Below are 12,900 nucleotides of genomic sequence, written 5' to 3' on the forward strand. Positions count from 1 at the left end.
CCGCTCGGTGGTCGCCGAACCCGTGATCACCTACCGGCTGGAAGTCACCGGCGAGGCGGTCCGCGTGGAGGAGTTCACCTCGCGTGAGGCCTGGCTGGCCGCGGTCGACCAGGCACGGCGGGCGCTCGCGTCGGAAAGTTAACGCCGATCCCATTTTGGTAGAATCGGGGGATCTGGTCGTAGGCACGGGAGGTGCCTGTCGTGACGGCTACGGATGTCAGCGAGCTCGTCCTCGACCTCCAGGCCCGCGGCCTGCGGCTCGAGACGCAGATGGAACGACGCACCGGCGGCGCGGGGCCCACCGACTGCGGGATGCTCTGGGTCGAAGGGCTTCCCGTCACGGCGCCCACAGAGGGCATCGCCAAGGACTCCCCGTACGTCCTGCGCGCCGAGGACGACGGTTACGGCATCTACAGGGACGGCGTACGGCTCGCCGACGCGTCCGCCCAGCGCCGACCGCGCTTCTACGACCTGACCACCGCCGACGGCGTGCCGTACTGGCAGATCGCCCTCCTGCACCTCGACTCCGTGGCGAGCACGGTCGTGCAGCACTGCGCCTACTGGGGCAACGACGACCAGTGCACGTTCTGCGGCATCGGGCTCTCGCTCGCGGCCGGCCGTACGATCGCGCGCAAGACCCCCGAGCAGCTCGCCGAGGTGGCGGTGGCGGCGCGCGACCTCGACGGCGCCGTCGACGCCACGCTGACGACCGGCAGCACGCGCGGTCCCGACCGCGGCGCCCTGTACGTGGGGCGCTGCGGCCAGGCGGTCAAGGAAAGCAGCGGGCTGCCCGTCGAGGCGCAGTTCGAGCCGCCCGCGGACCTGGACGTGATCGACGAGGTGGGCGCCATGGGGGTCGACTCGGTCGGCATCCACGTCGAGACCTTCGACCCGGACGTCCTGGCACGCGTCGCGCCCGCCAAGGCGCGCACCGGCATCGAGGGCTACTTCAGGGCGTGGGAACGGGCGGTCTCCGTCTTCGGCGCAGGACAGGTGTCGACCTACGTGATCCTCGGCATGGGGGAGGACCCCCAGGTGACGATCGACGGCTGCAAGCGGGCCGTCGACGCGGGCGTCTACCCGTTCGTCGTGCCGCTGCGCCCGGTCGTCGGCACTCCCATGGCCGGCTGGCGGCCGCCGCCGCGCACCTACACGCGGCCGATCTACGCCAAGGTCCTCGCCTACATGGCCAGGCGCGGCATGACCTCCGCCACCACCAGGGCGGGCTGCGCCCGCTGCCAGGCCTGCTCCGGGCTGAGCTCCATGGAACGCCTGCTCCACATCGGCCCCCCTCCCGCGGCCTGAGCCGGCCATGCTGCGCACGCTCGGCACGGACTGCCACCCGGCCGCCACCCCGGAGGAACTCGCGGCCCACTACGCGGTACGGCACCGCGTCTTCGTCGACGAGCAGCACATCTTCGACGGCACCGACCGCGACGCTCACGACGACGACCCGCTGACCGTCCACGTGGTCGCCTGCGCGGACGGGGTGATCGGCGGGGCCGTCCGGCTCTACCCCCTCGACGAGGCCGGTGCCCTCTGGCAGGGCGACCGGCTCGCGGTCCTCCCCGAGCACCGCGCCCACGGCCTCGGCGCCCCGCTCGTGAGATACGCGGTCAGGACCGGGGCCGAACACGGCGGCCTGCTGATGGTCGCCCACATCCAGCTGCGCAACGTCGGCTACTTCCGGCGTCTGGGCTGGCGCTGCGACGGCGAGGTGGAGATCTACGCCGGCCTGCCGCACCAGCCCATGGCGATCGACCTGCGCACATAGCCACGACGGCAGCGCAGGGCCCGTGCGTTATGACCGGTCGATGACGCGGTCACGCGAGACTGTTCATCCACAGGACGGCCCGAAGGAAAGGCCCGACATGGACGGCAAGCTGACCGTCGCACTGGTTCTCGCCCTGAGCCTGGTAGCGGCGCCCGCGCAGGCGGAACAGGGTTCGCGGATCAGGCTGGCGGGAACCTCGGCCACACTCGACGACGTGAAAGGACCGAGCCGGCTCGCGTCATACATCCTCACCGAGGACGCCGGCAACGCGAACATCGGCTATCTCCGGGTGGGCGACGGGTTCGTCAGGACTCCGTACCGCCAGGTGCCGGTGTCGAAGAACGGCCGGTGGGCGGTGGGCGTGCCGGGCCACCAACGGTACAAGCCGGCACGAAGGATCGTGCTGATCGACCGGGCCCGTGACCAGAGGTACACCGTCGCGATGCCGGTCGGCGTGACGTCCGCGCAATGGTCGCCTGACGGCAGGACCGTCCTGCTCACGGCCTACCGGTCGCGGGGCGAGTCCTACGAGACGATCGGGTTCGTCACCGTCGACGTCCACGAGCGCAGGCCCAGGCTGGTCCCGGCCGGCTCCACGTGGTTCGTCGAAGGCTGGGACGTCGGCCTGAGCGGCCGCTTCTTCTGGAACGGCGAAGGAACGGGTGTGCTGTCGACGCTGGAAGACGGCGCCGGCGTCGCGGCTTTCGACCTGAGCGGGCGCAGAACCCGCGTCTACGCCGGTGCCGGCTCCCTCGAAACGCTGGCGACCTCTGTCTTCGCGCCCTCGGGCGGACGGTTCGTCAGCCTCGGCGATGGCGACACCTCGGACACGCGTGAGATCCGCGTCGTCGACGCCGTGAGCGGACGGATCGTCCACAGGCTGCGAGGCTCGTTCCAGGGCTGGTACGGCGACGACCACATCATCGTGATGCGCGGCCACGAGGCGGAGACGGCCGGGCCGCCCACGTCCACGTTCCGGCTCGTGAGCCCCGGCGGAAGGGCCGGCACGGTGCTGATCCGGGAGAGGCTCCGCTACACCGAACCTGTGGCGGCGGGCTACAAGCCGCACCTCGCGTGGGTGGACTTCCCGGGGTGACGCCCACCCGTACCGGCGCCCGCCGGCCCGCCTTATGACGGCGTTATGAAGGCCCACTGGTCTCCTCGACCTGGATCTGCTGTCTCGGGAGAGAGAAACGATGAAGAAGACCATCGTGGTCACCGCCTCCGTCGCCGGCCTGCTCGCAGGGTGCGGTGGGAGCGGCGCGGACGTGGCCAGGGAGTGTTCGGCGATGCACCGGCTGATCGGGGACGTCTCCGCCAAGGGAATGCAACAGATCGGGGCTCCCGACCAGCTCGCCGCAACCTACGACGGCGCCGCGAAGGCGATACGAGAGCACGGCGCTCGATCAGGCGACGACGCGGTCGCGAAGGCCGCGGAGGACGTGGGCGCCGCGTGGTCCGCGCTCGCCGCCCACGTGCGCAGTGGCTCGGCCCGGGTGCCGTCGCTGGGGCCCGTCACCGAGGCGGGGGCCGCCCTGCGGCGGGCGTGCGAGCCCTAGCCGTCTCGACCAGGGCCGTGCCCACCTCGGTGATGGTGTGGATCACGTTGCCTGCCGACCTGCGGCTGGTGATCAGTCCCGCCTCCCGCAGGACGCAGGTGTGCTGGCTCGCGCTGGAGGGTGAGATCCCGTGGCGCTGGGCCAGCTCACCCGTGGTCGCGCCGTTCACGGTGGCGCGCAGGATCGCCGCGCGCGTGGCGCCGAGCAGCCGGGCATCCGCGCCATGGGCCTGGCGCGCTCGCGGAGCGGCGAGCACCTGGTCTCTCTCCACGGGATAGACCAGCACCTGCGGCAGTGCGGGATCCGCCAGCGGGACGGGCGCACCCCAGCAGAAATACGAGGGGATGAGCACGAGTCCTCTCCCGGAGAGATGGACGTCCCGGTCCACCGGGTGGTCCATCGTCATCACGGGCGGCCGCCACCTGACGGTCGGGCGGAAGCTTGCCAGCATGTGGTCGATCCCACCGTCCAGGAACGCCCGCCCGCGCAAGGCGCGGTCGGCGTCGACCATGGCCTGGATGTCGTGCCAGTACGGCTCGACGGCCGTCTCGAAGTAGCCGCGGAGAGCGCGCTGCAGGTCGCTGAAGGCGTCTCGGCGGCCGTCGATCAGGCCCCACGCCCATGACGGCGTTCCGGTCCTGCTCGCCAGCTTGTCCAGCTCCCGGCGGAGCCGCGGACGAGGCGCGGACAGCACCGCGTCCACCCCCGCCTCCAAACCGAGAATCCCGTCGGGCGGGGTGAGGAAGTCGGGGAAGTAGGACGAGGCGGCCGGGAAGAGCGGCGACAGGACCTGCCTCACGGAGGCCAGGCCGTCGAGCCTGCCGAGATCGGCGCGGGCCCGGTGCCGCCACGCGGCGAACGCGGCCCTGCCTCTGCGCCCCGCCAGGCGGTACATGCTCAGCGCGATCTCCCACAGCGGGTCGGCCGCCGGGGCGATCCGCGTCCGGGCGAGATCCTCGCCGGTGAAATGGATCCGCAGCATCACCATCTCCAGAGGAACCGCGATCGTGGCCTCATTTTCCCGGCAATCATCCGTGTGAACGGGGCTTTTAAGCCAGGGCGGAAAAACCTGGCCGCAGCCTCCGCCAATGGGCACGATTGCCGCAGTCAGCGGCAAGGGGTGAGGGCGACCACATGACTGTGCGATTCCACGTTCTCGGGCAGGTCGAGGTCACCGTGAACGGGGAGGTGCTCGACCTCGGGCACCGGCAGCGCGAGCTGCTCGCGTTCATGCTGCTCCACGCCAACGAGACAGTGGACATCGGTCGGCTGGTCGAGGTGTCGTTCCCCGACCCGGTGCCGGACTCGGCGCGCAGGCAGGTCCAGAACACCGTGGGCCGCCTGCGCAGGGCGCTGGCGGCGGCCGGCTGCCCGGAGGTGATCAGGACCAGGCAGGGCGGCTACCTGCTGGAGCTCGACACCTACGGCCTCGACCTGCTCGAATACGGCCGGCACGTCGAGGCGGGCCGCAAGGCCGCCGCGGAGGGCCAGGAGCACGCGGCCGTGATCCATCTGCGGCGAGGGTTGGCGCTGTGGCGAGGACCGCTGCTGGCCGGGATCGATGGAGCCGGGCTGGACGTCGAGGCGAACGCGATCGAGAGCGAGCGCAGGGCGGTGCTCGAGGAATGCCTCGAGCTCGAGTTACAGCTCGGCCGGCACCAGGAACTCGTCTCCGAACTCGCCGTGCTCACCGAGAAGCATCCGCTGTGCGAGCGGCTGTGGGGGCTGCGAATGCTCGCACTGTACCGATGCGGTGCCAAGGCGGACGCGCTCGCGGTCTACCAGGCGGCCCGTACGACGTTCGTGAAGGAGCTCGGACTCGAACCGGGCCGGCGCCTGCGGAGCCTCGAACAGGCCATCCTCACGGAAGACGCGTCGATCGACCTCGGCGACGCGCCACGGTGGCCGCGCCCCCGTCAGCTGCCGCCGGACGTGCCCGGTCTCACCGGCGGGTCGGGGCCGGCGGGCGGCAGCATCGCGCTGGCCACCGAGGGGCTCGATCCGGCCGCGCTGCGGCTTCTCGCCGCGCTCTCCCTGGCCGACGGCCGCGACGTACCCGGCTGGACGGTGCTCGCGATGGGCGGGTCGCCCGACCTCGCGGACGGCCTGGTCGGCTCCCGGCTCCTCCAGGCGAGCGGGCACCTGCGTTACCGCGTGCACGATCCGGTGCGTGCCCACGCCCGCGAGGCGGCAGGCGCATACGATCTGCGGCCGGAGGTCACGCGCATGCTGTGCGGCTGGCTGTCGCTGGTCAGGCGTGCGCACCGGGCCGTCCACGGCGGCGATTTCGCGGTCCTGCACGGGACGGCCACGCCATGGGACCCGCCGGGCACGGAGATCGTCGATACCGACCCCCTGTCCTGGTACGAGATCGAACGCCCGAACCTCGTCGCCGCCGTGAGACAGGCCGCCGGCCTCGGCCTCGATGAGCTCTGCTGGGACCTGGCCGTCAGCGCCGTCTCGCTGTTCCAGACCCGCGGGCACTACGACGACTGGGCGGAAACGCATCGGGTGGCTCTCGTGGCCACCCGCGCGGCGGGCAACACGCGCGGCTCCGCCGCGCTGCTCACCGGAATCGGGCTGCTCGAGGCCTACCGGCACCGCTACGAACGCGCCGACGCGGCGGTCGAGGAGGCTCTTACGCTGTTCGAGCGTTGCGGCGACCGGCACGGGCGCGCCCTCGCCCGTTCGGTGGCCGCGTTCACCGCGGGCATGCGAGGGCGGTACGGCGAGGATCGGTGAGCTGCTCCTCGCCTCGGGGCGCATCGACGAGGCGGAGCGCCTTGACCGGCATGCTCGACACGGTCACCGAACTCGGTGACCACAGGGGAGAGTCCTTCGCGCTGTAGCCACCGGCCCGCCCGGCGTGCGCGGGCCAGGGGGTGGTCGTGGCCGTCGAGGGCCGCGACCCTGAGCCGCCGCGCGCAAGAGATCTACTTTGTAAAGGCGCCGGGGTCGCTACGCTTTCGCCGTGCGGCCGGCACCGACCCCCGCCACGATCACCAGCACGATCCCGGCCAGCTGTACCGCCGCGGGGACCTGCCCGAGCAGCACGAGACCGACCAGCACCGCCATCGCGGGCTCCAGGCACATCAGCACGCCGAACACCGCGCTCGGCAGCCTGCGAAGGGCGAGCAGTTCCAGAGTGAAGGGCAGCACGGGAAGCAGCAGCGCCAGCGCCGCGGCCTGCCACAGGACCTGCGCGGAGATCCCCGGCAGCGCCTGCGGGAGCCCGACCACCGCCGTCGCCAGCGCGGCCGCGGGCAACGAGATCGCCAGACCCTGGACGCCCGGCAGCCGCTCGCCCACGCGCTGGGTGAGCAGGATGTAGGCGCCCCAGCAGAACGCCGCGCCGAGGGCCAGCAGCACGCCGACCAGGTCCGCGCCCCCCTGCCACGGCCGGGTCAGCGCCAGCACCCCGGCGAGCGCGAGCGCTGGCCACACCAGCCCCCACCGTCCGGTACGGCGCAGCACGGCCACCGCCAGCGGTCCCAGGAACTCCAACGCGGTGGCCATGGCCAGCGGGATACGCGCGATGGACTCCACGTACAGCACGGTCATCGCCCCCGTCACCCCGCCGAGCACGATCGACCAGCCCAGGTCGGCGCGGGGGAGCGCCCACACCTTCGGGCGGGCGACGGCGACGAACACCAGCGCGGCGAAGCAGAGCCTGAGCCAGGCGCTGCCGGCCGGCCCCACGCTCCCGAACAGCCCGGTGGAGGCCGCCGCGGCCGTCTGCACGCTCGCCATCGCGCCCACCGCCATCGCGGCGGCTCCTACCCGGCCACGCGTTCTCGGGAGCGGAGGGGAGGCCTTCCTTCCGATGGTGGACGCCGGCGTTGTCGTGTTCGTCATGCTGAACATGTCACCGGTTGTCCACTGTCCGCGTCCACCACGTGATGACGGATGAAATATCCGTATACGTCGGATAATGGAGGCATGGACACGCGACTGCTCCGCGTTCTGGTCGAGCTGCAACGGCTGGGCACGCTCCGGGCGGTGGCCGCGGCGACCGGCTACGGTACCTCGGCCGTCTCCCAGCAGCTGGCCGCCCTGGAGCGTGAGGTGGGTAAACCGCTGGTCGAGCCGGAGGGTCGCAGGCTTCGGCTGACGCCCGCCGGGCGCCGGCTGGCCGAGCACGGCAGAAGGATCCTCGCGGCCGTGGCGGAGGCGCACGCCGCGCTGGACCCGCAGGCCGAGCCGAGCGGCGTGCTGCGCATCGCGGCCTATGCCGGGGCCATCTCCAGGGATCTGCTGCCCGTCGCCCGCCGCCTGGCGCACTCGCACCCCGCGCTGCGGCCGCAGTTGCACGAGCACGAGCCCGACGAGGTTCTGAAGCTGCTCGACGAAGGGCTCATCGACCTGGGCTTCGTCTACGACTACAACCTGGTGCCCTGGACGTGCAACGACCCCTCGCGACTGCTGTGCGAGACGCCGCTGGTGCTGGCCGTGCCGGCGAGCGAGCACGTGCCGGGGGCCGCGGACTTCCGCGAGGCGCTCACGGTCCACGCGCGGTCGCCGTGGGTGCTCAACTCGCGCGGCCAGGCCGACGACGAGCTCGTGGCCAGGGTCTGCGCGCTGGCCGGGTTCACGCCCGTCGTCGTGCATCGGGCCGACAGCCTGGAGCTGGTGCTGGACATCGTCGCGGCGGAGCTGGGCGTCGCGCTGGTGCCGGAGTTCATCAGGGAGCGGGAAGGGGTGGTCTTCGTCCCGCTCGCCGGTCTCGACGTGCGGCGCCGGATGTACGCGGTGACCCGGCCGGGCGGCTGGGACTGGCCGGGCGTCCGGCTGGTGGTCGACCTCGTGGCGAACGACGTCGCCGCGGATCGCGCCGCCGCCCGCTAGGCGAAGCCGCCGTTGCTCACCAGCAGTTGGGCGTTGATCCACTGGCCTTCGGGCGAGCACAGGAAGTCGACGAGGTGTGCGGTGTCCTGCGGGGTGCCGAGGCGGCCGAGCGGGGTTCGGGGCAGGACGGCGTCCCGGACCTCGTCCGACATCCAGCCGGTGTCCACCGGTCCCGGGTTGATGACGTTGGCGGTGACGCCGAGGTGGGCGAGCTCGTGGGCGGCGGCCAGGGTGATGCGGTCCAGGGCCCCCTTGCTCGCGCCGTAGGGGAGGTTGCCGACGGTGTGGTCGCTGGTGAGGCTGATGATCCGGCCTGATCCCTGTACGCCGCGGAAGCGCCGGCCGTACTCGCGGATCAGCAGCCAGGTGGCGCGCGTGTTGACGGCGAAGTGCCGGTCGAAGCTCTCGACGGTGGTGTCGAGCAGGCCGGAGTCGACCGACTCGCAGTGGCACATCACCAGGGCGGTGACCTCGCCCAGTCGGCGTTCGGCCTCGTCGAAGATCCGGGCGGGGGTGTCGGGATCGGTGAGGTCCGCTTCGATCGCCGCGGTGGCCGCGCCGTACCCGATGAGGGCCGTCTCGGTCGCATCGGCCGCTCCGGGCTCGACGCCCCAGGTCATGCGCTCGTCGTAGGGGGTCCAGTAGGTGAAGGCGATGTCCCAGCCCGACGCCGCCAGGCGGCGGGCGATTCCCGCGCCGATGCCGACGGTGCGCCCCACGCCGGTGATCAGGGCGAGCGGGCGCGACGTGGGATGGTCGATCTGGTTCTGGGTCGTCATCACGAGGAGCGTCCTGGATCGGCCGCAGCCCACGCAACTCTTTTTCTCGCGGACTGAGCCGTTCGCCCGGCCGGTACGTCATAGAGACATGAAGATCTGGCGTATCGCGCTCCTACCGGCGCTCCTGCTGACCCTGGGGACGGGCGTCGCCCAGCCGGCACAGGCGGTGACCCCCACGAAGAAGACGCTGGTCACGCTCCACAAGCAGGGCGGATTCGCGGGGCTCGACGATCGGGTGATCGTGTACACCAACGGGTGCGCACGGCTGAGCCGCCGGACGGGGCCGACCGTGGACAAGTGCCTGACCAGGAAGGAAGTGGCGACGCTGCGCGGTCACCTGAAGCGCCTGCGCCTGGGGCGCTCCGAGGCGCAGCCGCAGGGGGCCGACTTCATCAAGTACACGGTCTCCTACAAGGGTCACCGCGTCAGTCGCTACACGCTGACGACGTCCTGGAGCCCGGTGGTGCGGGATCTGGAGAAGGCCCTCGAGAAGTACTGGGCTCCTGACTGATGCCTGGCTGTTCCTCCGGGCCGCGCGGGGACGCCGTCGACCGGCGCGTCGGCTCCATCTGAAGGGCGCGGATGTTCGAGTATCACGGGTGGGTGACGATCCGCGAGACGGCGGGCGCCGAGGACGGCCAGGACGGACTGCTGGAGCGGCGGCTGGCCGAGATCCGCGCCTGCCTGGCCGAACTCGGCGATTACGGCCTGGTCGACCTGCGGTTCATGAACGGCACGCCGTTCCTTCACGTGGCGGGGCAGCCCAACCACGACGGAGGGTGGGGCGCGGCCGTCATCGGCCTGTTCGAGCGGGTCGGGCGGATCGCGCCGGGCTCCTACGGGCTGTTGCACGTGTGGGATGACGAGGGCGCCCACCCGAACGGGTTCCGGGTCTTCCGGCTGGTGCGCGGTGAGGTGAGCGAGCACGCTGATGCGCTGCTGTCTCCCGTGGTCCCGACCGTGGAGGACCCCTGGTCTGAGGGCGCGTAGGGCCGCGGGCGGGTCCTGCGGCGTCCGCCAGGCGAACGGGCGGTTCCGTCATGACAGACGAGTGAGTAGAATTAATGAACTCACTCGTCTAGCGTCGGACCCAGTCAGTTCAAATTATGTACTTACAGGGGAGTGCTGCATGCCTTTCGTGGAACTGTTCGCCCCCAAGGGTGCGTTGCGCGGCGAACGCGGCCGTCGGGTCAAGGAGCAACTGGTGGCCGAGGTGATGCTGGCCGAAGGCGCCCCCGACACCGCGGCCGCGCGAGAGATCTCCTGGCTCGTGCTCAACGAGCCCGACGCCTGGTTCGTCGGCGGCCGGCAGGTCCTCGACGAGGAGCACCCCCGCTACGTCGTCCGGGTGAGCGTGCCCGCCGGTTCCCTGAACGACGCCAAGCGGGCCGACATGATCGAGCGGATCACCCGCGTCCTGGCCGAGGCCGAGGACGATCCGCGCCGGATCTACGACCGGCCGGTCGCCTGGGTGCACCTGGTCGAGATCCCCGACGGGAACTGGGGAGCCATGGGCAGGGTCTTCCGGCTCCCCGACATCGTCGACTTCACCTCGACCGCCGCCGTCGCCGGCTGACGTTCTGCTCCCGGTACCCGCCGATCGGGGCCCCGGGGCCACTGGTTCGGGGAGGCGCTGGGTTTCGGGGCCGCCGTTCCGGCCCCGCCGAGGTCCGAGCGGTTGGCCGGCCGGACGTTCCCGCAGCCGTCAGGGAATGCCGGGCCGGTCGACGGATCATGTCCGCCGCCGACGTGGTGGCGGGCCTGTCCTGCGACAGGAGGGCCTGCGCCGTCGCCGCGTGAGCGGGGACGGCGGGCGACGGCAGGCACGCCACCACGGGAGACGACGAACATTCACCTCATGTCAGGGCACCCAGTGGTTGCCTGACACGGTGATCATGGTCTGGAGCTGGATGCTCGCGGCGAAGTAGCTGCCGGTGTCGATCGGGGTGGTGAGCATCTTGTTCCAGAGGGCGTCCAGCCAGGACTGGCTGCCGGAGTCGGTCATCGCGGCGACCGCGAACGGAGCGAAGTAGGCCGCGTCGCTGCCGCTGGAGATCTGCGTGCCGTTGAGCCGGTAGCCGATGGCGATCTTGTTGGGGTCGCCGCCGGTCTTGCTCCTGATCCAGGTGTTGAGCTTGCGGGCCGCGGCCAGCGACTTGGCGTCCCCGCTGGTCACCGCGTCGTCACCGATGCGCCACGGCACCCGGCAGGAGTTCCACCAGTAGGAGCCGTCGTTCGGGTCCTCGAGCACCTTGCCGGGGGCGGGCTTGGGCGTGGTGTTGGTGTTGACCACGAAGTCGGGCAGCAGGCCGGTGTTCGGCGCGTAGGTCGACTGGAGGGAGGCGATCACGTTCTGGTGCGCCGTGCGGACGGTGTCCCAGGTGGTGTCACCCGTGGCCTTCCTGAAGGCGCGGAAGTGGTCGACCATCCAGTCGGAGGCCCGGGAGATGTAGTAGTACTCGTCGCCGGAGCTGGTCCAGTCGCCGAGCTTGAGCAGGTTCGTGCTGGGGTTGAGCTCGTCCTTCTTGATCGCGTTGATGTGCTTGATCGCGAGGTTCCTGTAGTTGTAGGTCCCCGCGCTGCCCCACTGCCGGTCGGCCAGGAGCAGGCCGTAGGCGACGTCCATGTCGCCGTCGGTCGCGCCGTCGGTGCCGTTGACGCTCTGACAGGAGGTGTTCTGCTCGGCGGCCAGGAGGTCGGGGTTGATCGACGAGGGGTGGGCCAGCATGTACTTGACCAGGCCGTCGAAGATCTTCTTGGCGTCGGGGTCGGCTCCGGCCATGGTCGCGGTGATCACCATTCCGTAGCCCTGGGCTTCGGCCACGTAGGGGTGGTCGGCGTCGGGGGAGATGACCTGGTACCAGCCGTTGCCGCAGTTCTGCTTGACGAAGGCGGCCTTCCACCGCTTGTAGTAGTCGATCACCTTCTGGTCCAGCGTGGCCTGGTCGCCCGAGGGCCTGAGCATCCCCGCGGCGTAGGGGATGGCGTGGCTGCCGAAGGGTACGGCGGGGCCACTCCCACCGGGCTGGGTGGTGGCGGTGACGGGTCCCGCGGCGGATGAGGTGTTGCCTGCCGCGTCGCGGGCTTTGACGGTGTAGGTGTAGCCGGTCGAGGGAGTGAGGCCGGTGTCGGTGTGGGTGGTGCCGGTGACGGTGGTGAGCAGGGTGGAGCCGCGGTAGATCTCGTAGCCGGTCACGCCGACGTTGTCGGTCGAGGCGTTCCACGCCAGTGAGACGGTGCTCGCGGTGGTGCCCGTCGCGCGCAGGTTGCCCGGCGTGCTCGGCGGGGTGGCGTCGCTTCCCCCTGCGGTGCCGTAGACCTCGAACTCCCACAGCGAGTAGCCGTACGGGGTGCCGCGGGCGGTGCCGTACATCCGGATGTGGCGTCCGCTGCCGGAGACGGTCAGGTCGTCGGTGGCGCCGTTGCCGGTACTGGTGGTGTAGATGTCCGTCCAGGTGGAGCCGTCGGCGGAGGTCTGGATCCTGTAGGCCTTGCCGTAGGCGGCCTCCCAGGTGAGCTTGATCCTGGTGATGGCGGCGGTGGTGCCGAGGTCGAGGCTGATCCATTCGGGGTCGTGGCCCTCGGCGCTGGCCCAGCGGGTGGCGGCGTCGCCGTCCACCGCCTTGGCCGCCTCGAAGCCGGAGGCCTCCACCGAGGAGGAGCTGGCCGGCTTCCCTTGGGACAGCAGGGTCTCGGCTCGAGCGGTGGTGGCGGACGCTGTGGAGGTCGGGAGTAAGGCCATGGCGGCAAGGACGGCGGCGCTCAGGGCCACGCGGAAGGAAGGCGGCATCGGCAGGTCCTCTTGTGCGATGATAGTTAGGAAGACTTCCTAACTAACGCGGAGAGTAAAGTGCTCCGCGCCGCCGCGCAAGACCCACTTTCCGGCGCGCCCTCCCGAAACAGGCCTGACCGGGCTTTCCGTATCCCATTCGCGCCGGGTTCG

Annotated in this window: 13 protein-coding genes; 9 read left to right on the plus strand and 4 right to left on the minus strand. The window is 71.1% G+C overall.

Annotated elements, in window-relative coordinates; genetic code table 11:
* Window positions 1-201: 201 nt before the first annotated feature.
* The 4 genes from ACFSKW_RS43685 (at window position 202) to ACFSKW_RS43700 (ending at window position 3,333) form a co-directional block, all read left to right on the plus strand.
* A complete protein-coding gene (locus tag ACFSKW_RS43685; protein WP_379580381.1) occupies window positions 202-1,305 on the plus strand; it encodes an MSMEG_0568 family radical SAM protein in 1,104 nt (367 codons plus the stop codon).
* A gap of 7 nt (window positions 1,306-1,312) precedes the next feature.
* Complete coding sequence (locus tag ACFSKW_RS43690) at window positions 1,313-1,774, plus strand: MSMEG_0567/Sll0786 family nitrogen starvation N-acetyltransferase (RefSeq protein WP_379580382.1); 462 nt, start codon at window positions 1,313-1,315, stop codon at window positions 1,772-1,774.
* 97 nt (window positions 1,775-1,871) lie between these two features.
* Complete coding sequence (locus ACFSKW_RS43695; protein ID WP_379580383.1) at window positions 1,872-2,870, plus strand: hypothetical protein; 999 nt, start codon at window positions 1,872-1,874, stop codon at window positions 2,868-2,870.
* A 100-nt stretch (window positions 2,871-2,970) separates the two neighbouring features.
* Window positions 2,971-3,333 (plus strand): hypothetical protein, encoded by a 363-nt coding sequence (locus ACFSKW_RS43700; RefSeq protein WP_379580384.1) that lies wholly within the window; start codon window positions 2,971-2,973, stop codon window positions 3,331-3,333.
* On the opposite strand, the gene ACFSKW_RS43705 is transcribed toward ACFSKW_RS43700, so the two are convergent.
* Window positions 3,290-4,315 carry an ArsR/SmtB family transcription factor gene (locus ACFSKW_RS43705; protein WP_379580385.1) on the minus strand — a complete coding sequence of 342 codons (1,026 nt, stop codon included), beginning with the start codon at window positions 4,313-4,315 and terminating at the stop codon, window positions 3,290-3,292. The genes ACFSKW_RS43700 and ACFSKW_RS43705 overlap by 44 nt on opposite strands.
* A gap of 152 nt (window positions 4,316-4,467) precedes the next feature.
* Here ACFSKW_RS43705 and ACFSKW_RS43710 point away from each other — a divergent pair, with 152 nt between their 5' ends.
* Window positions 4,468-6,075 (plus strand): AfsR/SARP family transcriptional regulator, encoded by a 1,608-nt coding sequence (locus ACFSKW_RS43710; RefSeq protein ID WP_379580386.1) that lies wholly within the window; start codon window positions 4,468-4,470, stop codon window positions 6,073-6,075.
* A gap of 216 nt (window positions 6,076-6,291) precedes the next feature.
* Here ACFSKW_RS43710 and ACFSKW_RS43715 read toward each other — a convergent pair whose 3' ends face one another.
* On the minus strand, window positions 6,292-7,098 hold the full coding sequence (locus tag ACFSKW_RS43715; RefSeq protein WP_379580388.1) for an EamA family transporter: 807 nt from the start codon (window positions 7,096-7,098) through the stop codon (window positions 6,292-6,294).
* Between the two features lie 174 nt (window positions 7,099-7,272).
* On the opposite strand from ACFSKW_RS43715, the gene ACFSKW_RS43720 reads away from it, so the two are divergent.
* Entirely contained in the window at window positions 7,273-8,178 is a 906-nt protein-coding gene (locus ACFSKW_RS43720) for a LysR family transcriptional regulator (protein ID WP_379580390.1), read from the plus strand.
* Here the strand turns inward: ACFSKW_RS43720 and ACFSKW_RS43725 are convergent.
* The gene (locus tag ACFSKW_RS43725; RefSeq protein WP_379580392.1) at window positions 8,175-8,957 is read right to left on the minus strand and encodes an SDR family oxidoreductase; all 783 of its coding nucleotides are present in this window, start codon (window positions 8,955-8,957) and stop codon (window positions 8,175-8,177) included. The genes ACFSKW_RS43720 and ACFSKW_RS43725 overlap by 4 nt on opposite strands.
* An 88-nt stretch (window positions 8,958-9,045) precedes the next feature.
* Here ACFSKW_RS43725 and ACFSKW_RS43730 point away from each other — a divergent pair, with 88 nt between their 5' ends.
* The 3 genes from ACFSKW_RS43730 (at window position 9,046) to ACFSKW_RS43740 (ending at window position 10,533) form a co-directional block, all read left to right on the plus strand.
* The gene (locus ACFSKW_RS43730) at window positions 9,046-9,468 is read left to right on the plus strand and encodes a hypothetical protein (RefSeq protein ID WP_379580394.1); all 423 of its coding nucleotides are present in this window, start codon (window positions 9,046-9,048) and stop codon (window positions 9,466-9,468) included.
* Between the two features lie 71 nt (window positions 9,469-9,539).
* The gene (locus ACFSKW_RS43735) at window positions 9,540-9,947 is read left to right on the plus strand and encodes an Imm7 family immunity protein (RefSeq protein WP_379580395.1); all 408 of its coding nucleotides are present in this window, start codon (window positions 9,540-9,542) and stop codon (window positions 9,945-9,947) included.
* Between the two features lie 139 nt (window positions 9,948-10,086).
* Complete coding sequence (locus ACFSKW_RS43740; protein ID WP_379580397.1) at window positions 10,087-10,533, plus strand: tautomerase family protein; 447 nt, start codon at window positions 10,087-10,089, stop codon at window positions 10,531-10,533.
* Window positions 10,534-10,818: 285 nt separating this feature from the next.
* On the opposite strand, the gene ACFSKW_RS43745 is transcribed toward ACFSKW_RS43740, so the two are convergent.
* On the minus strand, window positions 10,819-12,747 hold the full coding sequence (locus ACFSKW_RS43745) for a glycosyl hydrolase family 8 (protein ID WP_379580398.1): 1,929 nt from the start codon (window positions 12,745-12,747) through the stop codon (window positions 10,819-10,821).
* Window positions 12,748-12,900 lie beyond the last annotated feature (153 nt).

This window comes from Nonomuraea mangrovi, assembly GCF_042681425.1.
GTDB lineage: Bacteria > Actinomycetota > Actinomycetes > Streptosporangiales > Streptosporangiaceae > Nonomuraea > Nonomuraea mangrovi.

Coding starts and splice junctions, on each gene's coding strand:
- ACFSKW_RS43690 (WP_379580382.1), top strand. CDS start 1,313: ATGCTGCGCACGCTCGGCACGGACTGCCACCCGGCCGCCACCCCGGAG.
- ACFSKW_RS43720 (WP_379580390.1), top strand. CDS start 7,273: ATGGACACGCGACTGCTCCGCGTTCTGGTCGAGCTGCAACGGCTGGGC.
- ACFSKW_RS43715 (WP_379580388.1), bottom strand. CDS start 7,098: ATGGCGGTGGGCGCGATGGCGAGCGTGCAGACGGCCGCGGCGGCCTCC.
- ACFSKW_RS43725 (WP_379580392.1), bottom strand. CDS start 8,957: ATGACGACCCAGAACCAGATCGACCATCCCACGTCGCGCCCGCTCGCC.
- ACFSKW_RS43700 (WP_379580384.1), top strand. CDS start 2,971: ATGAAGAAGACCATCGTGGTCACCGCCTCCGTCGCCGGCCTGCTCGCA.
- ACFSKW_RS43735 (WP_379580395.1), top strand. CDS start 9,540: ATGTTCGAGTATCACGGGTGGGTGACGATCCGCGAGACGGCGGGCGCC.
- ACFSKW_RS43740 (WP_379580397.1), top strand. CDS start 10,087: ATGCCTTTCGTGGAACTGTTCGCCCCCAAGGGTGCGTTGCGCGGCGAA.
- ACFSKW_RS43730 (WP_379580394.1), top strand. CDS start 9,046: ATGAAGATCTGGCGTATCGCGCTCCTACCGGCGCTCCTGCTGACCCTG.
- ACFSKW_RS43695 (WP_379580383.1), top strand. CDS start 1,872: ATGGACGGCAAGCTGACCGTCGCACTGGTTCTCGCCCTGAGCCTGGTA.
- ACFSKW_RS43705 (WP_379580385.1), bottom strand. CDS start 4,315: ATGCTGCGGATCCATTTCACCGGCGAGGATCTCGCCCGGACGCGGATC.
- ACFSKW_RS43710 (WP_379580386.1), top strand. CDS start 4,468: ATGACTGTGCGATTCCACGTTCTCGGGCAGGTCGAGGTCACCGTGAAC.
- ACFSKW_RS43745 (WP_379580398.1), bottom strand. CDS start 12,747: ATGCCGCCTTCCTTCCGCGTGGCCCTGAGCGCCGCCGTCCTTGCCGCC.